We start from the raw sequence: 20,537 nt of genomic DNA on the forward strand, positions 1-20,537 counted from the left end.
TGCGAATAAACAGGCTACAGTGTCAGCCCTGCTGATGGGCAGGAACCTGAGCCATCGTGAGGCCGTTGGCAATGGCACTGGCTTCAAGCTTTACACGCTCTGCGTCGAGAAATACATAGGCGGCTTGCAGCGTGGCGATCTTCGCTTGCACTTCGGCCATCTTGCTGGCGACAAGGGCCGCGCCCTGGGCGCAATCGATCGTGTTACCCCGCTTGGCGGCAAGGATGTCGCCGATCTCGGCGAGTGAAAAACCGCCGCACTGGGCAGTCTGGATGAAGGCCAGATCAACAACGGTCTGGTCGCTATAGCTGCGGTAGTTGTTGGCTTGCCGATGGGCCACGATCAGCCCTAGTTGCTCGTAATAGCGCACTGTATGGCGGCCGACTCCGCTGCGGCGTTCCAGCTCTCCGATATTCACGAGAAAAAGCCCTTGACTGTAGAGTACGCTCTACACCTTAGCCTGCGCCGATCATCCAGACAAGGATTCAGACATGAGCGTGGAATGCTTCGTTACAGGCGGCAGTGGGTTTGTGGGTCAGCACCTGTTGGCACATCTCACCGCAACAGGGCACACGACCCGGGTGCTTATGCGCAACCCCGAAAACATCGAGCATCTGCGAGAGCAAGTAACCCGACTGGGCGGCGACCCTGCCTGTATTCATGCAGTTGAAGGAGATATCAGCAGGGAGGGGCTTGGACTCAGTGAAGCCGACAGACAACGCGTGTCTTCGGCCGCCGTTGTTTTCCACCTCGCGGCGCAATTTACCTGGGGCCTGACCATGGAGCAGGCCCGCGCAGTCAATGTACAAGGCGCACTGAGGGTCGCCAGGCTCGCAGCTGACCTGGGCGTCCGATTGCTGATGGTAGGCGGCTTCATGGTGCAGAATCTTGCCTACCTTGCAAGTATCGGGGTTGATAACGAGCACCCTGAAAACACCGATTGGCCGGCAGTCTACGACCACGCAGGCGGTTACGAAGGCAGCAAGCTGGAGTCCCATTTCGCAGTTATCCGTTACATGCAGGAAGCGGGTGCAGATTACTCGATCGTTCATCCTGCTACGGTGTGTGGCCATAGCGAGAGTGGGCACATTCCTGAAGGCCAACCCCTGGCCGAACTCATTCGAAATCTGGCCCTGGGCCGGTTCAAGGCTGTTCCCGGCTCCGCCAGGCACTGGTTGCCCTTGGTCAGCGTCGATTACCTGGTGAAGATGATGACCTGCGTGGCGTTCGACCCTGCAATGGCCAACCGGGAAGTCCTGGCACTTTTCGAAAATACCCCGAACTTGCAGGGTATGCTCGAGCAACTGGCAAAAACGCTGAATATCAAGGCACCCCGCCGCCATGTACCGATGGGGTTGCTCAAGTGGCTATTGAAGATCCCCGGCCTGGCGACCAGATTCGCGATCAGCCCCGAATCATTGAACTTCATTCAGACACAGCGCTTCGACATGCGTGAAAGCGAGCAACTGGCACTAAAGTATCAGTTGGCACATCCCGACATGGCGGGCACGTTGGAGAAGACCGTGCGCTACGTCCAGGGTTACTGGTCTGACTTCCCTGCTCACGCTAGTGCAAACCCTGTTGCAAGATAATGACGTCGCGCGCCCGCAGGAAAACTTCAGCCCGGGTCATTCTGTCGGACAGTACAACGATTTAGCTGTTATATTATTGCACATGAACCGGATAGTTACCTTCGGACTGTCTGGTTGGTTAAAGCGTGTCGACGCTCAACTTGATCCATAGGGAAAAGGCGCGTGAATTGACGTGAAGCGTGACATTCATCTCGTTGTGCTGTTGCTATTGGTCATAGGTTTTTCTCTCGCCTCGATAACGTTCTGGAAGGTCATGGCCTCCCGAGAGCGCGCACTGGAAGACATCAATGTCCATGGCCTGAACCTGACCCAGGCACTGTCCACCTATTCGGAAGGCATCGTCCGGCAAAGCTCGATGCTGCTGCTGGGCCTGGTCGAGCGCCTGGAAACCGAGGGCACCGCACCTGCGCAGATCGAACGGCTGGGTCAGCTGGTCAAACGCCAGCAACCCTTGATGCCGCCAATGAGCGGCATCACCATCTATGCCAAGGATGGTCGCTGGCTGATGTCGTCCAACCGCCCTACCCCCGTCGGGGCCAACAGCAGCGATCGGGCCTTTTTCATCCACCACCGTGACGACCCCTCCCGCGAGCCTTTCATCGGCCTGCCAATCCGTAGCCGCGTTACCCAGGAATGGGTGATCACCATCAGCAGGCGCTTCAACGATGACCGCGGTGAATTCGCCGGCGTCATTGCCATGACGTTTGGCGTGGAAAACTTCCTGCAGCTTTTCGGCAAGCTGGACGTCGGCCATGACGGTGCCATCGGGCTGGCCTTTACCGACGGTGCCATGCTGGTGCGCTATCCGTTTCGCGAGCAGGACATGGGGCGCAACTTTTCCAAGTCGCCAATCTTCGCCAAATACCTCATCGACCAGTCAGCCGGCACCGCATCGTTCACCTCCAGCCTGGACGGCGTAGAGCGCCTCTATGCATTTCGCAAGAGTGACAAGCTGCCGCTGGTGACAACGGTCGCGCTAGGCAAGCAAGAAGCGCTGGCAGCCTGGCGGCTGGAGGCGCTGCTGTCATCGCTGGTGGTGACAGCGCTGCTCGCACTGACCGGAACCATTGGCTGGCTGCTGATTCGGGCCATGAGCCGGCGAGGCGCGGTCGAAAGCGAACTTCGGCTGACCCAACAGCAACTGCTCGAGAGCAACCAGCAGCTCGAACGCCAGGCGATGCATGATGCGCTGACCGGGCTTGCCAACCGGCGCTGCTTTGACGAGGCGCTGACCCAGGAATTCCGCACGGCCCATCGCGACGGGACCACGCTGGCTTTACTGATGATCGACATCGATCATTTCAAACGCTACAACGACACCTACGGGCATCCGGCTGGCGATGCCTGCCTGCAGCAGATGGCCCACCTGCTCTCTTCATGCATCCGCCGCCCTCGCGACCTGCTGGCACGCTACGGGGGTGAGGAAATAGCGGTGATCCTGCCCGATACCGACAATGACGGCGCGACCGTCGTGGCCAGGCTGATGCTCGAGCGCCTGGCCTTGCAATCCATCCCTCACAAAGGCAGCCCGTTCGGGCATGTGACCGCCAGTATCGGCATTGCCTGCTCCGATGGCACGGTCCTCGACAACCCGACATCGCTGATTGAACGCGCTGATCAGGCGCTCTACATCGCCAAGCAGGCGGGCCGCAATCGCCTGCATATCGAGCGGGCGAAGGTATGAAGCCAATAACCTGGCAGCGAACCTGGCATTACCAGACCGCTATATCGTAGGTCAGATAAATCCGGTTGCTGTCGCGGCCTCGGGAAAAGTCGGAACGGTAGACATAGTTACGCAGTTTCACGCCCAACCCTTTCATGGGCCCGGCTTGCACTACATAGGCAAGCTCCACATCACGCTCCCACTCGCTGAGCCCGTCGTCAGCAGAGCGACCGTTGTCCCCGCTCAGGTAGCGCGCCATGAAGGTGAGCCCCGGGACACCAGCCGCTGCAAAGTTGTAGGCGTAGCTCGCCATCCAGGTCTTCTCTTCCTCCTCGATGAATTTGCCGATACCCACATTGCTGAACGAGTACACCGTCGCGCCGCTGATGTACGGCAGCCCGGCCTCGCCGTCGAGCACCTGGTAACCGGCACCGACCGTGTGCCCGGAGTGTGTGTACGACAGCTGCCCGCTGAACATGTCATTGTCGATCTCGCCACCGTGAGCGGCTCCGCTGTCGCGGCTCTTGAAATAGCGCAAGTCGGTGGTGAACACCCCGCCAGCCAACGGCAGGTCATGGACCAGGCCGACATAGTCCTGGCGGTAGAAGTGTTCGAGCTGGCCGTGGAAGTAGCTCAAGCGCAGCTGCTTGCTGACGGCATAGTCGGCACCGGCAAAGTTGAAGTCGCCAGACTCCCCGCCGCTGTAGCCATCCAGGAACAGGCCCGTGCTGTCGGAGGAATCCCGCTGCTTGAAGCGGTCCAGGTGGCCGGCAGTCAAGGTCAGGCCAGCGACATCGGTACTGGTCAGCTGCGTGCCTTGGTAGGTCTGCGGCAACAACCGCGCATCGTTGTAGACCAGCACCGGCGTCTTCGGCAGCAAGGTGCCATGCTTGACCACGGCCTGCCCCAGGCGCGCCTTGGCCGTCACCCCGGCACTGGCGAACTCGTCAGCAGCACGGCCATCGTCATGCACTGGCAGCAAGCCGGTACCGCTGCGGCCGCGGCCCGAATCAAGCCGTACGCCTACAAGCCCCAAGGCATCGAGCCCCAGGCCCAGCGGGCCTTGAGTGAACCCCGATTGGTAGTCCAGCAAAAAGCCCTGTGCCCACTCCACCCGCTCACTCTTGGCAGTTGCAGCAGCGCGGGCGCTCATGCCTTGTTCGTCGCGGAAGTTTTCGTTGAAGTAAACGTTGCGCAGCTGCAATTTGAGCTTGCCGTCGTCGATGAACCCGGCAGCGCCGGCCACAGGCAGCCAACCGCACAGCAGGCCACAGGTGGCCCCACGGAAAACAGTTAGGGACATGTTCGATACTCTGTTGTTGTTCTTGGATGAGGTGGGCGCCAGCAGCGCCCGAGGCAGATCAGACGAAGAAGGACAACGCACCCGTGAGCAAGGCCAGTGCGGTGATGACCAGCGATGTCAGCACCGCCCATTTCACGGTGGCCTTCTGGAAGTCGCCGATGTCGCGATCGACCATGCCCACCAGCAGCAATGTCGAGGCCACCAGCGGGCTCATCAGGTGCACCGGCTGCCCCAGCACCGAGGCGCGGGCGATTTCAATGGGGTCGATGCCGTAGGCAGCCGCAGCGTTGGCAAGGATCGGCACCACGCCAAAGTAGTAGGCGTCGTTGGACAGCACGAAGGTCAGCGGCATGCTGGTCAGCGCCACCACCAGCGGGAACCAGTGGCTCCACGCCTCGGGAATCCAGTCGACCAGGGTCTGCGCCAGCGCATCGACCATCTTGGTACCCGAGAAGATCCCCGCGAAGATGCCTGCGGCGAATACCAGCAGTACCACGGTCATGGCGTTGCCCGAATGGGCGAGGATGCGTTCTTTCTGCAGGTCCAGCTGCGGGTAGTTGATCATCAGCGCCGCGACGAAGCCGATCATGAACAGCAGTGCGGAGTGCATGACGCCCATCACCAGCGCTGTCATGACGGCAATCACCAGCACCAGGTTCACATAGGCCAGACGTGGGCGTTTATGGGGGTTGTCACCGAGGATTTCCTTGATGTAGCAATTGCCGCCGCCAGACTCCAGGGCGATGTTGCCGATGCGACGGCGCTCGGCTCGGCCCAGCAGGTAAGCGGTGAACACCACCCAGGCCGCACCGCCGATCACGGTCGGCAGCATCGGGATGAAATACTCGGTCGCATCCAGCCCGAGCGCGGCAATGGCCCGGGTGGCCGGCCCACCCCAGGGGCTCATGCCACTCATGATGCTCAGCGACAGCATGGACACCGTAGCCAGGATCATCGGGTTCATGCCAATACGCTTGTACAGCGGCAGCATGGCCGCGCAGGTAATCATGTAGGTGGTGGTGCCGTCACCGTCGAGCGCCACCAGCAGCGACAGCAGCGCGGTACCGATGGCGATCTTGATCGGGTCGCCATTGACGCGCTTGAGGATCTTGCGGATCAGCGGGTCGAACAGGCCGGCATCGATCATCAGGCCGAAGAACAGGATGGCGAACAGCAACAGGGCCGCCGAGGGCGCCACCATTTTCAAGCCATCGAGCATCATCTTGCCCAGTTCGGGGGCGAAGCCGCCGATTACCGCGAAGACAATGGGTACCACGGTGAGCGCAACGATCGGCGACAGGCGTTTGCTCATGATCAGGTAGGTGAAGGTCACCACCATGATCAGGCCCAGGAGTGCGAGCATGGTCTTTTCTCTTGTTTTTATTCTGTTGCGGCCATCGCCAAGGCAGACGGCCCCCTACCCCACTCGGCATCGCCGGGATGCTGAGTGGGATTCTAAGTCAACAATGGGAAGTGGAAGAGGCTTTCAGCCGTGATGCCGGGGCTCGGCAGACCAGTCGGCCTGCGCAACACCGGCCTTGTCCGGTACAGCCGTAGTGCCGTTCAGGCGGTGCAGCAAGGTTTCCCGGTCACAGGCATTTTCCGACAGCGAGATGACCACGGTGGCCACGGCATTGCTGGCCAGGCTGGTGAGGGCACGCGCCTCGGACATGAAGCGGTCGATGCCGATCAGCAAGGCAAGCCCTGCCAACGGGATGTCGTGAATCACCGTCAAGGTCGAGGCCAGCGCAACGAAGCCACTGCCGGTCACACCCGCGGCGCCTTTTGACGACAACAGCATGATCGCCAGCATGGTCACCGTCTGACCGAGGCTCAGATCGATATTGCAGGCTTGGGCGATGAACACCGCCGCCAGCGACAGGTAGATGGCAGTGCCGTCGAGGTTGAAGGAATAGCCGGTTGGCAGCACCAGCCCGACCACGCCTTTCTTGCAGCCCAGCTTCTCCAGTTTTTCCAGCATGCGTGGCAGCACGGGCTCGGTGGACGAGGTGCCGAGCACCACCAGGAACTCCTCGCGGAAATAGCGCAGCAGCTTCCACAGGCTGAAACCATGGGCACGGCAGATGCCGCCGAGCACCACCAGCACGAAAAACGCGCAGGCGATGTAGAGCGTACCGACCAGCTTGGCCAATGCCCCCAGGGACGTCACGCCATATTGCCCGACGGTGAAGGCCAGGGCACCGAAGGCGCCGACCGGGGCGAAACGCATCAGGTAGCCAAAGATGCGGAACACCATGGTCGAAGCAGACTCCAGTACATCGAGTACCGGCTTGCCCTTCTCGCCCATCGACGACAGGGCAAAACCGCTGAGTACCGCGATGAACAGCACCGGCAACACTTCACCCTTGTTGAACGCCCCGATGAATGTGTCGGGAATGATGTGCATGAAGAAGTCGACAACACTGAGCTTCGCCGCAGACGCGGCGTACTGGCCGAGCCCCTCGGTGCTGAGCGTGGCCGGGTCGATGTTCATGCCGACACCCGGGCGGAACAGGTACACCGCTGCCAGGCCGATCATCAGGCTGACCACGGTCAGTACCAGGAACAGCAGCAGGGTCTTGCTCATCAAACGCCCGAGCGAGCGTTTGTCGGTCATGCCGGCGATACCGGTGACGATGGTGCAGAAGACCACCGGCGCAATCATCATTTTGATCAGCTTGATGAACGCATCACCCAGCGGCTTGAGCGCAACGGCCTGTTGCGCCCAGAAGTGACCGACCACCACGCCCAGCAGGACGGCGCAGAGGATCTGGAAGTACAACGATTTGGCAAGTCTCATGAGGCATCACCCATTGTTCAAATTGTGCGGATGCGCTTGTTGCGAATGTACAGGTCTGGGCTACCGCCTGGGCTTACCCCGCCAACCTGCGGAATGTAGGGGCATAAACGAAACCTGAGAACAGCCGCCGGGCGGTTCGCACCACCGAGGCCTGAATCGTCTTGCCGTCGGCACCGCTGCGCGACAGCGCGACATCGATACCGCCACTTGGGTGTTCCAGGCGTACCTCGGTCAGTTGCTCGGCGCCCTCGCCCAGCAGTTCGCCGATGACTGTGCCTGGGCTGACGCAGGCAGTCGCCAGCCCGATCGCGCCGGTGATAGCCAGAGCGCGGTGGCAGTTGTGCGGCATGAAATAGCGAACCTGCAACGTGCCGTCATAGCGCGGCCTGGACACCAGCACCGGTTTCGGGATGACCATACCGCTGACATCACCAAGGCCCATGGCCTTGCCGGCCTTCAGGCGCAACGCTTCGAGGCGCTCGAGCAGACCGGCATCGGCATCGAGTTCGGCCGGGGTTTCCGAGCCGCTGACGCCCAGCTGGCTGGCTTCTACCACCATCATCGGCATGGCCATGTCGATGCAGGTGACTGCTACGCCATCAATCACATCCTTGGCCTTGCCAGTGGGGAACAGCTTGCCGGTCTTGCTGCCGACCGCATCGAGGAAAGTCAGGTGCACCGGGGCGGCAGTGCCCGGTACGCCATCGATCGCCGTACGGCCTTCGTAGCGCACGATGCCGCCGGGGGTTTCCACCAGCGAGTTGACGAAAGTACCGGTGTTGAGGTTGCGAATACGCACCAGCGTCTTGCCGTCCTGGCCTTTGACCAGGCCTTGTTCGATGGCGAACGGGCCAACGGCGCACAGCATGTTGCCGCAGTTGGGCGCGGTATCGACCCGGCGCTGGGCAACCATCACCTGCACGAACAGGTAGTCGACGTCGGCGTCGGCATGCAGCGAGGGGCTGACAATCGCTACCTTGCTGGTTTGCGGGCTACCGCCACCGATGCCGTCGATTTCCAGCTCATGCCCGGAGCCCATCAGGTTGAGCAGCAATTCGTCGCGTTCGACCACATTGGCAGGAAGGTCCCATGCATGGAAAAACGGGCCCTTGGAGGTGCCGCCGCGCATGAGTACGCAAGGAATTCGTTGCATGATTTCGCACTCTTGTTGATCAATGGACATCATTGATGCTGTGGAAACAAGATTGACAGGGATGGATAAATCAATCCAATGCAAATATCGTAGCTATTGTTCCGATTCAAGCATCAATACCAAACCTGGCCCAAAGAGCGATCCGAGATGGAATACGAGCTGCAAGACATACGATCTTTCGTGAAAATCGCCGAACTTGGCAGTTTCCATGAAGCCGCAGAAGCGTTGCACCTGTCGCAGCCTGCCCTGAGCCGGCGGATCAAGAAGCTTGAGGAAGGGCTGGGCACTTCGTTGCTGGAGCGCACCACACGCCGCGTCAGCCTGACCAGCGTCGGGCGTGACTTCCTGCCCAAGGCCAGGCGCCTGCTTGATGACTTCGAAGACTCGATCCTGAGCATTCGCGAACTCGCCGAGCGACAGACCGGGCAGGTCACCCTCGCCTGCATCCCGACCGCGGCGTTCTATTTCCTGCCTTCGGTGATCCGCGACTACAACGAGCAATACCCGAAGATCCGCATTCGTCTGCTGGACCTCAGCGCCAACGACGGGCTCGAAGCCGTGCTGCGGGGTGAGGCCGATTTCGGCATCAACATGATGAGCGGCCAGCATCCGGACATCGAGTTCGTCTCCCTGGTACAGGAGCATTTCGTGCTGGCCTGCCGCAGGGACCACAAGCTGGCGAACCGTGACGCCGTCACCTGGACAGAACTGGCCGACTACCGCTTGATCGGCGTAGGCCGACTGAGCGGCAACCGGATGCTGCTGGACCATGCCCTGTCCGGGCTCAACCTGCGGCCCAAGTGGTTCTATGAGGTTCAGCACCTGTCCACCTCGCTGGGCATGGTCGAGGCCGGGCTGGGCGTGTCGGCCATGCCCAGCCTGGCCATGCCCAACGCCGACCACCCGACGCTGGTCAGCGTGCCGCTGATCGAACCCCAGGTCACCCGCACCCTGGGGTTGGTGTATCGCCGAGGGGCGTCGCTGTCGCCAGCAGCGGAGAAGTTCGTGTCGATCCTGCTGGACAAGTGGCCCAACCGGTAAGCGAAACGCCTTGCGTTTCGCCCGGTGCGGCACAGGGGAAATACCGGCTGCGTGCATGCTTCACTCCCCGCCCAGGCCCAGCTCGTCAGGCCGGCGCTTCTCGATCGCGAACTTCAGCAGTGCCGCGCTGCGGAACAGGCCATGGGCAAACTTGCCATAGGGCAGCGTGATGAACAGCGCCATCACGGCGCCCAGATGGATCGCCAGCAGAATCGCCATCGCTGCGGTATCACGCAGGCCCAGCAACACAAGGCCCGTGGCGCTGACCAGCAGCAGAAGGAGGATGAACGCCCGGTCCATGGGGCGCTGGGCGACATCGCCCTGCTCCGGCGCCCTGCGCAGGTTCAGCGCCAATAGCCCTGCCGGCCCGACAATCAAGCCAATTCCGCCAAGTGTTCCGAGCAACACCGGGGCACTCAGTAGCGGGTAAGGTGCCTGCTGGCCCAGCAGGTAGTGGTACCCGGTGGCGACCACCGTGGCGGCAAAGCACAGCATGAACCCGTAGAAGGTGAAGTGATGGAAGCGTCGGCGCAAGAGCGTGTAGCGATCATCGGCATTGTTGCAACCTTGGCCGTGCCCACCGTCTAGGTACTTAAGGGTCAATGCCGCGCCTGATGCCTCGAACACGGCTCCTTTGGCCGGTTGCGCCAGCGCCTCGGCCGGCGAGACCGAACGCCAGAAGCGACGTACCGCCACCGCCAGCGCCACACCTGCAGCGGCAAAGACACTACCGAACATCAGCGCCAGAGCGTTGTGCGGGAAGACCGCATAGAAGTTCCCCGCCAACCGCCCGGGCAGCAGCGTGCCGTTGACGAACAAGGTCAGCAGCAGGAACAGTGACAAGGCTACGGTCAACGCAGTGGCGACATAGGTGCCGTTGTGTCGATACAGCCGTCCGAAGCGCGCCGGCCAGGCGTACTCGGCGTATGTCTGCCCGCGCACCTTGGCCATAGCCTGCGGCACGTTGACCGCGAATTCGTGGGGCTGCGCGTACTGGCAGGCATGCAGACAGGCGCCGCAGTTGTGGCACAGGTTGGCCAGGTAATGGATGTCGGCCTTGCCGAACTCCAGCCTGCGGGTCATCGCCGGGAAAACTGCGCAGAAGCCTTCGCAATAGCGGCAGGCGTTGCATATCCGCATTTGCCGGTCCACTTCCTGCTCCTCCAGGTTCAACACCGGGATCAGTTCGAGGGCCGACCGGGCGGCATCAGGCTGGCGTGGTTCAGGCAGTTGCGCAGTCATGGCAATTCTCTTTTTCTGGATGTACGTGACCGGCCGCCGCAGCGGCGCTGGTCCCGGCGATACGGCCGAAGGCGGTGCCGATGGACATGCCGACACCTGCGGTGTAGCCCTTGCCCAGCACATTGCCCGCCATCATCTCGCCGGCAACGAACAGGTTCGGGCTGGGACGCCCATCGAAATGGACGGCGGCGGTTTCATCGGTGCGCAGCCCCAGGTAGGTGAACGTCACGCCAGGACGCAGCGGGTAGCCGTAGTAAGGCGGTGTATCGATCGGGCGTGCCCAATGGCTTTTCACCGGTTCCAGGCCTACGGTGTGGCAGTCGTCCAGCCGGGTGTGATCGAAAGTGCCCACCTGGCAGGCCTGGTTGTAGGCATGCACGGTTTCGAGAAATGCCTGCACCGGCACACCGAGCAGGCCGGCCAATGCCTCCAGGCTATCGGCGGTAGCGCCCGGGAAAACCGGTGGCATGAAGCGCCCGAGGGCCTTGCGGTCGATGATCGAGAACCCCACCTGCCCAGGCTGATGCGCCACCAGGCGCCCCCAGATGGCATAGCGTTTGGGCCAGAAATCCTCGCCTTCATCGTAAAAGCGCTGGCCGTCGCGGTTGACCACCACGCCCAGCGACACACAATCGATGCGCGTGCAGATGCCGCCATCGTATAGCGGCGCGCGGGCATCGATCGCCACCATGTGCGCCTGGGTCGGGTCGCCGATCGTGTCGGCGCCCTGTTCGATCATGCGGCGCAACAGCACCCCGTCATTGAAACGCGTGCCACGGATCAGGAAATTGTCCGAAGGCCACTCCCCTCGCTCGTTCTGCCCCCAGGCCTCGCGCAACCACTGACGGTTGGACTCGAAACCGCCGGCGGCCAGCACACAGGTACGTGCCTCGATGCGCTCGGCGGGCAGCTGGCGCCCTTGAACCTCACGTGCCGGCACATGGGCCGCCACAAAGCGGCCGCCCTGCAGTTCGATGTCGGCTACCGGTGCGTCGTAGCGTATCTGTACGCCAAGGCTTTCGGCGCTGCGAAAGTAGGCATTGACCAGCGCCTTGCCGCCGCCCATGAAGAAGGCATTGGTCCGTGCGGTGTGCAGCGCACCCGACAACGACGGCTGGAAATGCACGCCATGGCGGCGCATCCACCCGCGACAACTGGAGGATGCGCGAATCACCAGGCGCGCGAGCTTTTCGTTGGTCTGGCCACCGGTGACCTTCAGCAGGTCCTGCCAGAACTCTTCCTCCGGGTACGCCTCGACCAGTACGTCCTGCGGGGCATCGTGCATGCAGCGCAGGTTACGCGTGTGTTGTGAATTGCCACCACGCCAGGCGCGGGGTGCGGCCTCGAGCAGCAGCACGCTGGCTCCGGCCTCTCGCGCCATCAGCGCGGCACAGAGGGCGGCATTGCCCCCTCCGATGACTAGCACATCGATCATTTCACCTCCCGATCACGAGGAGCCGAATGTTCGGGTGCTCCTCGTGGCCACGGACTTTAATGAGTGCCCGGAGGGTGCGAAACGCGATCGTCGAGGGGAGGCATTCAGTTTTTCTAAAGGGGTTGGATGGGGGAACCCAGAGTTCGGGTCAAAGCAACCGCGCCCCAGGCCATCGCCCCTGCTGCACCAGGTCCCGAGCGACCTCCTGCAGTACGATCCGTGTCGCCAATGCGGCCGGCGAGAGCTCGTCATCGGTCAGGCTGACAATCACATTGCGACGCTGCGCCTGTGCTTCATCGATGGCAAACACGCGCAAGCCCGCCTGATGCGCCCGGGCCACCGTCGCGCCGGGCTGGATGGTGGCGGCATGGCCCGCGCACACGCAATCCATCAACAGCGACAAACCATCGACTTCCATGACGATGCTGGCCTCCAGCCCTGCCCGCTCGAAAATCGAGCGCAACGTCGAGCGCAGGCCATGTTGTGTGCTGGGCATCACCAAGGGGAGCGTCGCGATCTGTTGCAACGTGAGCGACTCGCCCCACTCGGCCTTGACCAGCGGGGCGGGAACCAGCACGAACAACCGCTCGGTCAGAAGCGCCCGCACGTCCAGCCGCGGCCCCGTCTCTGCCTGGAACAGCACCGCCAGGTCGAGGTGCCGGGCATTGAGCTGGTTCATCAGATAACCAGACAGCATTTCCACCAGGTGCAGGCGGATGTCGGGATAGCGTTCGCGCATCCTGTCGATCAGCGCCAGGCCAAGAATCGAGGCAGTGGTCGGTGCCAGCCCCACGCTGGCATAGCCGCTCATGCGCCCGCTTTGCGCCGCCAGCACAGCATGCTCCGCCTGGCGAAGCGCCAGGCGCGCATGGTACTCGAAGGCCAGGCCCGCCGCCGTCGGCGAAACGCCGGTGCTCGAACGTGTCAAAAGCCGGGTACTCACCTCGCTCTCCAGCTTCGACAGTTGTTGGCTCAGTGCCGAGGCGCCGACCCCGAGTTCGACCGCTGCCCTGCCAAGGCTGCCGTACTCCAGAACACTCAGGAAATAGCGAAGCTGACGTAACTCCATACAGGTCTCTTTCAACGATGGGGGGGGCGGACCTGGAGCATGTTAAACGTATTTGCACAGCCTGGATCGACAGAACGCTACTGTGGATTAGCAGGGACACAAGGCCGCTCCTACAGGTTCTGTGCCTGCCTGGAACGTGATGCAGGCCAGGTGGGAGATTCTATGGCGCGATCCATGTGGGCAGCCTTGCAATACATGCGAAAATCCATATATTTGAAAAACCACATATATCAAGCATGGAAAGCGAACGCCAGAAACTGCCATGACTGAATCGCTGACCCCAACCCAGGTCTTCAAATGCCTCGCCGACGAAAACCGCATTCGGATGATGCTGCTGATCGCTCGCGAGGAAGAGCTATGCGTCTGTGAACTGATCTGCGCCCTGGAACAAAGCCAACCCAAGGTTTCCCGCCACCTCGCACAACTGCGCACCTGCGGCCTGCTTGAAGACCGCCGGCAAGGCCAGTGGGTTTACTACCGCCTGCATCCAGAACTGCCCGACTGGGTACGCGATGTCCTGTTCACAACGCTGCAGGCCAATCGCGAATGGTTGGGCACCAGCGCCAAACGACTGGACACCATGGGTGGCCGCCCTCGGCGCGTCGCTACCTGCTGCTGACCACTGCCCGGAAATACACTTGAGAACACGATCATGGCAATCAAAGTAGGTATCAACGGATTTGGCCGTATCGGTCGTCTGGCGCTGCGGGCGTCCTGGGACTGGCCGGAGTTCGAATTCGTCCGGATCAATGACCCGGCCGGCGATGCCGAGACCCACGCCCACCTGATCAACTTCGATTCAGTCCACGGGCGCTGGCATCGTGAAGCCGGGTCGGAAGGCGATGCGCTGGTGATCGATGGCACGCGCGTCAAGGTCACCGCGAACAAGGCGATCGCCGACACCGATTGGTCGGGCTGCGACCTGGTCATCGAGGCCAGCGGCAAAATGAAGTCGGTAGCCCTGCTGCAGGCCTACCTGGATCAGGGCGTCAAACGTGTGGTGGTCTGCGCTCCGGTAAAGGAGAACGGCGCGCTGAACGTGGTGATGGGCGTCAACCAGCACCTGTTCGACCCGGTACAACACCGTATCGTCACCGCTGCGTCCTGCACCACGAACTGCCTGGCCCCGGTGGTGAAGGTGATTCACGAGAACCTGGGCATCCGCCACGGCTCGATCACCACTATTCACGACCTGACCAATACCCAGAGCATCCTCGATACGCCACACAAGGACCTGCGTCGCGCCCGCGCCTCGGGCATGAGCCTGATCCCGACCACCACGGGCTCGGCCACCGCAATTGCCGAAATCTTCCCCGAGTTGCGTGGCAAGCTGAACGGCCATGCCGTACGCGTCCCGCTGGCCAACGCCTCGCTGACCGACTGCGTGTTCGAGGTGGCACGCGAGACCACGGCTGAAGAGGTCAATACGTTGCTGAAGGCAGCTGCCGAAGGCCCGTTGAAGGGTATCCTGGGCTACGAACAGCGCCCGCTGGTGTCCATCGACTACCGTACCGATCCGCGCTCGTCAATCATCGATGCGCTGTCGACGCTCGTGGTCAATGGTACCCAGGTGAAGATCTACGCCTGGTACGACAACGAGTGGGGCTACGCCAACCGTGCAGCGGAACTGGCCCGAATGGTCGGCATGGCGGAGTAATCGGCAACCATGAAGGCGTTGTCAGCCCTGCCTGCCCAAGTGCGTCAGTACCTGCTGGTTACCGGCAACTACTGGGCCTTCACCCTTACCGACGGCGCTTTGCGCATGTTGGTTGTGCTGCATTTCCATTCGCTGGGCTACACGCCGCTGCAGATCGCGGCGCTGTTCCTGTTCTACGAAGTATTCGGCGTTTTCACCAATCTGGTGGGCGGCTACCTCGGCGCCCGCCTGGGTCTCAACCGCACCATGAACATCGGCCTGGGCATGCAGGTGCTGGCCTTGCTGATGCTCACGGTACCGGCAGACTGGCTGACAGTGCCCTGGGTGATGACGGCCCAGGCGTTGTCCGGCATCGCCAAGGACCTGAACAAGATGAGCGCCAAGAGCGCCATCAAACTTCTGGTGCCGGACAGCCAGCAAGGCACCCTGTACAAGTGGGTAGCCATTCTCACCGGTTCGAAAAACGCGCTCAAGGGCGTGGGTTTCTTCCTTGGCGGCGCCCTGCTCGCCCTGCTCGGTTTCACCCTGGCGGTGCTGGCCATGGCAGCGTTATTGGCATTGATCTGGATCGGCAGCCTGATCCTGCTGAAGAAGGACCTGGGCAAAACCAAGGCCAGACCGAAGTTTCGCGACATGCTGTCCAAGAGTCGGGCCATCAACATCCTCTCGGCTGCTCGGCTGTTTCTCTTTGGCGCCCGTGACGTCTGGTTTGTGGTGGCATTGCCGGTGTACCTGAGCACCACGTTTGCCTGGGACTTCTGGCTGGTCGGCGGCTTTCTGGCAGCTTGGATAATCGGCTACGGCATCGTACAGTCGCTTGCCCCCCACATTACTGGCAAGGAGCGCGGCCAGGTACCCGATGGTCGAGCGGCTTTCATCTGGGCGATCATCCTGGCCGGGCTGCCTGCGCTCATCGCCCTGGGCCTGTCGGCAGGCTGGTCAGCCCGGCTGGTGCTGCTTGGCGGGCTGACGCTGTTCGGCGTACTGTTCGCCGTGAACTCGTCACTGCACAGCTACCTGATCATCAGTTATGCCAAGGAAGACGGGGTATCACTGGATGTGGGCTTCTATTACATGTCCAACGCACTAGGGCGGCTGGTCGGTACGCTGCTTTCCGGCTGGGTGTTCCAGGCATACGGGCTGCAAGCCTGCCTGTGGATCTCCACAGCCTTCGTTCTGCTGGCTGCCCTGGTCTCGATCGGCTTGCCAAAGAGCAAGCATTGACGATGACGATCAACTGACAACCGTCGCCGGCGGCATCTTCGACGGGCTACTGACGGCTTTCGCGAGTGAGGAAGTTCATAATGGTTGACAGCACCTCTGCAGTGGGCGAACAGCCACCGGCGCAAGTGGCTCTGCGCCCGGTCGGACTGTTTGAAGCATTCCTGTTCTGGCTCAAGCTCGGCTTCATCAGCTTTGGTGGGCCCGCCGGGCAGATCTCGATCATGCACCAGGAGCTGGTCGAGCGGCGGAGGTGGATCAGCGAAAAACGATTCTTGCATGCGCTGAACTACTGCATGTTGTTGCCCGGCCCTGAGGCGCAGCAGCTAGCCACCTACATCGGCTGGCTCATGCACCGCAGCTGGGGCGGTATAATTGCCGGCGCATTGTTCGTGCTGCCTTCGCTGTTCATCCTGATTGGTTTGTCCTGGGTATACATCGCCTTCGGAGAGGTGCCGGTGGTCGCCGGGATCTTCTATGGCATCAAGCCGGCGGTCACGGCCATTGTCGTCCACGCAGCCCATCGCATAGGGTCGCGAGCGCTGAAGAACGGCTGGCTGTGGGCCATGGCCGGGGCCTCGTTCGTGGCGATCTTCGCGCTCAACGTGCCCTTCCCGCTGATCGTGCTGGCAGCCGCCATCATCGGTTACCTGGGCGGCCGCTTCGCCCCCGGCAAGTTCGTGATCGGTGGCGGGCATGGGCCCGCGAAGAACAGTTATGGCCCGGCCCTGATCGATGACGACACCCCGCCTCCCGAGCATGCCCGTTTCAATGGGTGGCACGTTCTGCGCCTGTTGCTGGTCGCTGCAGCGCTGTGGGCCCTGCCCATGGGGCTGCTTGCGCTGTCGTCTGGCTGGGACGCTACCCTGACCCAAATGGGCTGGTTCTTTACCAAGGCTGCCTTGATGACGTTTGGCGGGGCATATGCCGTGCTGCCCTATGTCTACCAAGGCGCTGTCGGGCATTACGGGTGGCTGACTCCAACCCAGATGATCGATGGGCTCGCCTTGGGCGAAACCACGCCAGGGCCGCTGATCATGGTGGTTGCCTTTGTCGGCTTCGTTGGCGGCTACGTGCATCCAATGTTCGGTGCCGAACACCCGTTCCTCGCCGGCGCGGTCGCGGCAACCCTCGTCACCTGGTTCACCTTCCTGCCTTCGTTCATCTTCATCCTGGCCGGTGGCCCGGTGGTGGAGTCGACTCACAATGAAATGAAATTCACCGCCCCCCTGACAGGGATCACCGCCGCTGTGGTGGGAGTGATCCTGAACCTCGCCATGTTCTTCGGCTACCATGTGCTCTGGCCAAAGGGTCTCGCAGGGGCATTTGACTGGCCTTCAGCGGTCATTGCGGTTGCTGCAGCGGTTGCCTTGTTCCGCTTCAAGCGGGGTGTGATCCAGGTGCTGCTGGCCTGCGCCCTGGTTGGCCTGGCAGTCCACATGTTGCGGGTTTGAGGCCAGGGTCAGTCGTCGTAACGGTGGTGCTTGCGCCAGCCATAGTGGTGGCCACGATCATGACGGTGACGACGCCAGCCGCGATCATCGTCATCGTAGTCATCATCACGATAACGATGCCCACTCTCGTCATCGTAGTCCCGGCCCATGTGATTGCCCAAGGCACCACCCACACCGCCACCGGCTGCGGCGCCGATCATGCTGCCAGTGGTGCCGCCCATCTTGCGTCCCACCACGTTACCGCCCGCTGCACCCAGTGCGCCGCCAATGGCCGCCTCGCCACGGCTGTGCTTGTTGGCGCCCACCGCACTACCGGCCGCGCCCCCCAGGCCGGCGCCGATTGCCGAGCCAGTGCTGCCGCCGATCGATTGACCGACTACCGAGCCCAATACCCCACCCAATGCGCCACCTATACCGGCTTCGGTATTGCCGCCAGCCGACGCAACGCCGCTCAGCAGACCCAGTGACAACAAGAGAATCGAGGAGTACTTCATTTGTAAAAGCCTCAAAGGGAAACCGAGGCGATCCTGAGGCTCTGAACAGGGGCATACAATAAAAATCCGACGAATAACCCGACTTGAAAAAATTCTCCAAGCGACTGTTTTTTCGATGAAACTTCGGGAAGGCTGGCCGGTCTCAGGTTAATTGTGAAAGGCCCTTGCAGCGGTGGAGAGGCCTTTCTTTTTGCCCAGCGTTGCATGGATCAACGTGACGAGTGCACCAAGCAAAGCCAAAGCCATATCCTTCTGCGCATCCCAAGGGTCTTGCTGGGTTGCAAGAAAGGCTTGCGCCCGGTCATCGCCCAGGTATTGGCCGCCTATCCACTCCAGTAGCTCGTACAACGCCGATGTGGCAAGCACGAAAGAAACCGTGCACAACGCCAACCAAAGGCCGCGCAGCATGGCTTGGCGCTGGAGCAACTCCCTGATCGGCAAGGCGAACAGCAGGCCGTAGCTCAGGTGCACCAGGCGATCGAACTGATTACGGTGCCAGCCCATCCAGGCATTCAGAGAGTGATCGGTAAGCGCATACAGCCAAGCGTCATAAGGTACCTTGGCATAGGTGAAGTGCGCGCCCAACTCATGAATCGCCAGCATCACTACGATTGCCAGATAAGCCTGCCGCGAGAAGCGCCAGTAGCGCAGGGTCGCAGCCAAGGTGAGCAGGAGTGCTAAAGGCAAGACGTTCTCGAGCCACCAGTCTGCACGGTCAAGCGGTGCAACCCCGGAGGCAAGCACAATGGCCATTGCCGTCCCCAGCAAACCCGCCGCCTGATGTGGCGTGGCCGGCGACACCGGCAATTCAACGCTTGCGCTGTGTTTCATCACGCGCGGTTTTCTGCGCAGTAGAATCATGCGACGTGCCCGTGGAACCATCGGGACGCTGCGCATCGTTGTCGCGCTCCTCTTCACCGCGGGTTCCGCTGCGAGGTGCCACCGTTTCTTTTTTCATAGCCCCTCCTAACCCTTGCTATGTTCCGACGAAGACGGCCCCGTGCCGCGCTTGATTCCACGCGGGCCGAGCACACCCCAGATGGCCAGGCCCACGACAGGCAGCACCAACAGCAACAACGCCCACATCGCCTTCGTCACATCGCTCTTGTCACTGCGGAAAACACTGACGATGGCCCACAGATCGAGCAACAGAATGATCGCTGCCACAGCGATCCAGAAATACGTCACAGGCTCGGTCACGATCGCTTCTCCTTTGTCTGAACGGGCAGCAGTGCGTGATTCGCGCTACCCCTCCTACCCAGAGGAAACCAGCGGACGCAACAAAGTTCAGGTTGCTTTCCCCGCCATTGATGGGTGGCCCTCACGCAATGAACCAATCCCGCAGGAAACACGTCCACCACAAAACAACGCATGAGTGACCGACCATGGCGATCGACCCTGTACTCGAGGCCCTTGATTACCTCAAGGCCAACAAACTGGTGCTGACCACCGCGGAGTCCTGCACGGCTGGCGCCATGGTCGCGCTGTTGGCGGCAGTACCCGGTACCGGCGAAGTGCTGGAAAGCGGCTACGTGGTGTACTCGCCAAGTGCCAAGAAACGCCTGCTCGGCGTCAGCCCACAGACTATCGAACGCTACGGCCTGACCAGTGAGGCAGTAGCCTGGGAGATGGCGCTCGGCGCATTGAAAGACAGCGACGCCACCGTCGCCATCGCCAGCACGGGTGTCGCCGGGCCTGAGCCGCAGGATGCCATCGCCCCGGGCACCGTGTGCTTTGCCTGGGCCTTTGCCGGCGAGCCCTTGGCCGTGTTTACCCGCAGCCAGCGTTTTTTTGGCGAGCGCGCGGAGGTGATCCGCCAGGGCGCACTCTATGGGTTGTCGCACATTGCCCATTACCACCAACGCTGGCTGCGCGGTGAGCGCGCCTGAGGGGCCTGGAGCATGGACGAAGAGGAGTTTATTTCAAGGCGCCACCCAGTCGAGGAAGACATGCGGATGCAGCAGCGCGTCTGGCGTTTCGAACGGGTGGGCTGGTATGCCCTGGTGCTGGTCGTGCTGCTGGGCCTGGCCGGGGTTTTCGGCAACGGCCCGCTCAGTAACGCCCAGCTCACGAGTGAAGACGGCCGGGTGCATGTGGAATATCAGCGCCTGAGCCGCAGCGGCACCACCGACAACCTGCGCATCACGGTTCGCGGTACTGCCGGGGAGCCTGTGATGTTGCTACTTGGGGGGACCTTGCTGCGCGAAGCCAGCATCGAAACGCTGCAGCCAGAGCCGCAAGTGTCGCAATCCCACGGCAGATCGCTGCTGCTCCAGCTTGGCACCAGCAAAAAGGGTATCGCCACCCTTTACCTGACCCTGCGCAGCGAATACGTCGGCCCTCTCGAAGGTGTTGTCAGGGCGGGGCCGAACAGCGTCGTGCATTTCTCGACCTTTCTCTACCCGTAGGAGCG

General features: G+C 61.7%; 21 protein-coding genes. 9 read left to right on the forward strand and 12 right to left on the reverse strand.

What is annotated here, in order from left to right; genetic code table 11:
• Positions 1-22: 22 nt before the first annotated feature.
• Positions 23-418, reverse strand: coding sequence for a MerR family transcriptional regulator (locus CAF70_RS03545; RefSeq protein ID WP_085622452.1), 396 nt, complete (start codon positions 416-418; stop codon positions 23-25).
• 73 nt (positions 419-491) lie between these two features.
• On the opposite strand from CAF70_RS03545, the gene CAF70_RS03550 reads away from it, so the two are divergent.
• On the forward strand, positions 492-1,592 hold the full coding sequence (locus CAF70_RS03550) for an SDR family oxidoreductase (protein WP_085622450.1): 1,101 nt from the start codon (positions 492-494) through the stop codon (positions 1,590-1,592).
• A gap of 172 nt (positions 1,593-1,764) precedes the next feature.
• Entirely contained in the window at positions 1,765-3,276 is a 1,512-nt protein-coding gene (locus tag CAF70_RS03555; protein ID WP_085622448.1) for a diguanylate cyclase domain-containing protein, read from the forward strand.
• Positions 3,277-3,304: 28 nt separating this feature from the next.
• On the opposite strand, the gene CAF70_RS03560 is transcribed toward CAF70_RS03555, so the two are convergent.
• The 4 genes from CAF70_RS03560 to CAF70_RS03575 form a co-directional block, all read right to left on the reverse strand.
• Positions 3,305-4,558 carry an OprD family porin gene (locus CAF70_RS03560; protein WP_085622446.1) on the reverse strand — a complete coding sequence of 418 codons (1,254 nt, stop codon included), beginning with the start codon at positions 4,556-4,558 and terminating at the stop codon, positions 3,305-3,307.
• 58 nt (positions 4,559-4,616) lie between these two features.
• Positions 4,617-5,921 carry a CitMHS family transporter gene (locus CAF70_RS03565; RefSeq protein WP_085622444.1) on the reverse strand — a complete coding sequence of 435 codons (1,305 nt, stop codon included), beginning with the start codon at positions 5,919-5,921 and terminating at the stop codon, positions 4,617-4,619.
• Between the two features lie 123 nt (positions 5,922-6,044).
• On the reverse strand, positions 6,045-7,358 hold the full coding sequence (gene dctA, locus CAF70_RS03570; protein WP_085622442.1) for a C4-dicarboxylate transporter DctA: 1,314 nt from the start codon (positions 7,356-7,358) through the stop codon (positions 6,045-6,047).
• 73 nt (positions 7,359-7,431) lie between these two features.
• Positions 7,432-8,511: a 4-oxalomesaconate tautomerase gene (locus CAF70_RS03575; RefSeq protein WP_085622440.1), complete on the reverse strand. Its 1,080-nt coding sequence runs from the start codon at positions 8,509-8,511 to the stop codon at positions 7,432-7,434.
• Between the two features lie 147 nt (positions 8,512-8,658).
• On the opposite strand from CAF70_RS03575, the gene CAF70_RS03580 reads away from it, so the two are divergent.
• Entirely contained in the window at positions 8,659-9,552 is an 894-nt protein-coding gene (locus CAF70_RS03580; protein WP_085622438.1) for a LysR family transcriptional regulator, read from the forward strand.
• Between the two features lie 60 nt (positions 9,553-9,612).
• Here CAF70_RS03580 and tcuB read toward each other — a convergent pair whose 3' ends face one another.
• The 3 genes from tcuB to CAF70_RS03595 form a co-directional block, all read right to left on the reverse strand.
• Positions 9,613-10,794 (reverse strand): tricarballylate utilization 4Fe-4S protein TcuB, encoded by a 1,182-nt coding sequence (gene tcuB, locus CAF70_RS03585; RefSeq protein ID WP_085622436.1) that lies wholly within the window; start codon positions 10,792-10,794, stop codon positions 9,613-9,615.
• Positions 10,775-12,229, reverse strand: coding sequence for an FAD-dependent tricarballylate dehydrogenase TcuA (gene tcuA, locus CAF70_RS03590; protein ID WP_085622434.1), 1,455 nt, complete (start codon positions 12,227-12,229; stop codon positions 10,775-10,777). The genes tcuB and tcuA overlap by 20 nt, the downstream gene beginning before the upstream one ends.
• 148 nt (positions 12,230-12,377) lie before the next feature.
• Positions 12,378-13,298: a LysR family transcriptional regulator gene (locus CAF70_RS03595; protein WP_085622432.1), complete on the reverse strand. Its 921-nt coding sequence runs from the start codon at positions 13,296-13,298 to the stop codon at positions 12,378-12,380.
• Between the two features lie 262 nt (positions 13,299-13,560).
• Here CAF70_RS03595 and CAF70_RS03600 point away from each other — a divergent pair, with 262 nt between their 5' ends.
• The 4 genes from CAF70_RS03600 to chrA all read left to right on the forward strand — a co-directional run bounded on the left by CAF70_RS03600 (position 13,561) and on the right by chrA (position 17,630).
• The gene (locus tag CAF70_RS03600) at positions 13,561-13,917 is read left to right on the forward strand and encodes a metalloregulator ArsR/SmtB family transcription factor (protein WP_085622428.1); all 357 of its coding nucleotides are present in this window, start codon (positions 13,561-13,563) and stop codon (positions 13,915-13,917) included.
• A gap of 33 nt (positions 13,918-13,950) precedes the next feature.
• On the forward strand, positions 13,951-14,955 hold the full coding sequence (locus CAF70_RS03605; RefSeq protein ID WP_085622426.1) for an ArsJ-associated glyceraldehyde-3-phosphate dehydrogenase: 1,005 nt from the start codon (positions 13,951-13,953) through the stop codon (positions 14,953-14,955).
• 9 nt (positions 14,956-14,964) lie between these two features.
• Entirely contained in the window at positions 14,965-16,179 is a 1,215-nt protein-coding gene (gene arsJ, locus CAF70_RS03610) for an organoarsenical effux MFS transporter ArsJ (protein ID WP_085622424.1), read from the forward strand.
• A gap of 80 nt (positions 16,180-16,259) precedes the next feature.
• Positions 16,260-17,630, forward strand: a complete 1,371-nt coding sequence (chrA, locus tag CAF70_RS03615) for a chromate efflux transporter (protein ID WP_085622422.1) — start codon at positions 16,260-16,262, stop codon at positions 17,628-17,630.
• Positions 17,631-17,638: 8 nt separating this feature from the next.
• Here chrA and CAF70_RS03620 read toward each other — a convergent pair whose 3' ends face one another.
• The 4 genes from CAF70_RS03620 to CAF70_RS03630 form a co-directional block, all read right to left on the reverse strand.
• Positions 17,639-18,124 carry a glycine zipper domain-containing protein gene (locus CAF70_RS03620; protein WP_085622420.1) on the reverse strand — a complete coding sequence of 162 codons (486 nt, stop codon included), beginning with the start codon at positions 18,122-18,124 and terminating at the stop codon, positions 17,639-17,641.
• Positions 18,125-18,271: 147 nt separating this feature from the next.
• Complete coding sequence (locus CAF70_RS03625; RefSeq protein WP_085622418.1) at positions 18,272-18,955, reverse strand: DUF2238 domain-containing protein; 684 nt, start codon at positions 18,953-18,955, stop codon at positions 18,272-18,274.
• Positions 18,933-19,082, reverse strand: a complete 150-nt coding sequence (locus CAF70_RS27620) for a hypothetical protein (RefSeq protein WP_178076343.1) — start codon at positions 19,080-19,082, stop codon at positions 18,933-18,935. The genes CAF70_RS03625 and CAF70_RS27620 overlap by 23 nt, the downstream gene beginning before the upstream one ends.
• Before the next feature lie 8 nt (positions 19,083-19,090).
• Positions 19,091-19,324, reverse strand: a complete 234-nt coding sequence (locus tag CAF70_RS03630; RefSeq protein WP_085622416.1) for a PLDc N-terminal domain-containing protein — start codon at positions 19,322-19,324, stop codon at positions 19,091-19,093.
• A 185-nt stretch (positions 19,325-19,509) separates the two neighbouring features.
• Here CAF70_RS03630 and CAF70_RS03635 point away from each other — a divergent pair, with 185 nt between their 5' ends.
• Entirely contained in the window at positions 19,510-20,013 is a 504-nt protein-coding gene (locus tag CAF70_RS03635; protein WP_085622414.1) for a CinA family protein, read from the forward strand.
• A 12-nt stretch (positions 20,014-20,025) separates the two neighbouring features.
• Positions 20,026-20,532 carry a hypothetical protein gene (locus CAF70_RS03640; protein WP_085622412.1) on the forward strand — a complete coding sequence of 169 codons (507 nt, stop codon included), beginning with the start codon at positions 20,026-20,028 and terminating at the stop codon, positions 20,530-20,532.
• Positions 20,533-20,537: the final 5 nt, after the last annotated feature.

The sequence above is a fragment of the Pseudomonas sp. B19(2017) genome (assembly GCF_002113165.1).
In the GTDB taxonomy this organism is placed as follows: domain Bacteria; phylum Pseudomonadota; class Gammaproteobacteria; order Pseudomonadales; family Pseudomonadaceae; genus Aquipseudomonas.

Excerpts from the sequence above, each read along its gene's own strand:
- CAF70_RS27620 (WP_178076343.1), bottom strand. The coding sequence starts at position 19,082 with ATGAAAAAAGAAACGGTGGCACCTCGCAGCGGAACCCGCGGTGAAGAG.
- CAF70_RS03600 (WP_085622428.1), top strand. The coding sequence starts at position 13,561 with ATGACTGAATCGCTGACCCCAACCCAGGTCTTCAAATGCCTCGCCGAC.
- CAF70_RS03635 (WP_085622414.1), top strand. The coding sequence starts at position 19,510 with ATGGCGATCGACCCTGTACTCGAGGCCCTTGATTACCTCAAGGCCAAC.
- CAF70_RS03560 (WP_085622446.1), bottom strand. The coding sequence starts at position 4,558 with ATGTCCCTAACTGTTTTCCGTGGGGCCACCTGTGGCCTGCTGTGCGGT.
- CAF70_RS03605 (WP_085622426.1), top strand. The coding sequence starts at position 13,951 with ATGGCAATCAAAGTAGGTATCAACGGATTTGGCCGTATCGGTCGTCTG.
- tcuA (WP_085622434.1), bottom strand. The coding sequence starts at position 12,229 with ATGATCGATGTGCTAGTCATCGGAGGGGGCAATGCCGCCCTCTGTGCC.
- CAF70_RS03565 (WP_085622444.1), bottom strand. The coding sequence starts at position 5,921 with ATGCTCGCACTCCTGGGCCTGATCATGGTGGTGACCTTCACCTACCTG.
- CAF70_RS03580 (WP_085622438.1), top strand. The coding sequence starts at position 8,659 with ATGGAATACGAGCTGCAAGACATACGATCTTTCGTGAAAATCGCCGAA.
- CAF70_RS03625 (WP_085622418.1), bottom strand. The coding sequence starts at position 18,955 with ATGAAACACAGCGCAAGCGTTGAATTGCCGGTGTCGCCGGCCACGCCA.
- arsJ (WP_085622424.1), top strand. The coding sequence starts at position 14,965 with ATGAAGGCGTTGTCAGCCCTGCCTGCCCAAGTGCGTCAGTACCTGCTG.
- CAF70_RS03550 (WP_085622450.1), top strand. The coding sequence starts at position 492 with ATGAGCGTGGAATGCTTCGTTACAGGCGGCAGTGGGTTTGTGGGTCAG.
- dctA (WP_085622442.1), bottom strand. The coding sequence starts at position 7,358 with ATGAGACTTGCCAAATCGTTGTACTTCCAGATCCTCTGCGCCGTCCTG.
- tcuB (WP_085622436.1), bottom strand. The coding sequence starts at position 10,794 with ATGACTGCGCAACTGCCTGAACCACGCCAGCCTGATGCCGCCCGGTCG.
- CAF70_RS03620 (WP_085622420.1), bottom strand. The coding sequence starts at position 18,124 with ATGAAGTACTCCTCGATTCTCTTGTTGTCACTGGGTCTGCTGAGCGGC.
- CAF70_RS03575 (WP_085622440.1), bottom strand. The coding sequence starts at position 8,511 with ATGCAACGAATTCCTTGCGTACTCATGCGCGGCGGCACCTCCAAGGGC.
- CAF70_RS03640 (WP_085622412.1), top strand. The coding sequence starts at position 20,026 with ATGGACGAAGAGGAGTTTATTTCAAGGCGCCACCCAGTCGAGGAAGAC.
- CAF70_RS03595 (WP_085622432.1), bottom strand. The coding sequence starts at position 13,298 with ATGGAGTTACGTCAGCTTCGCTATTTCCTGAGTGTTCTGGAGTACGGC.
- chrA (WP_085622422.1), top strand. The coding sequence starts at position 16,260 with ATGGTTGACAGCACCTCTGCAGTGGGCGAACAGCCACCGGCGCAAGTG.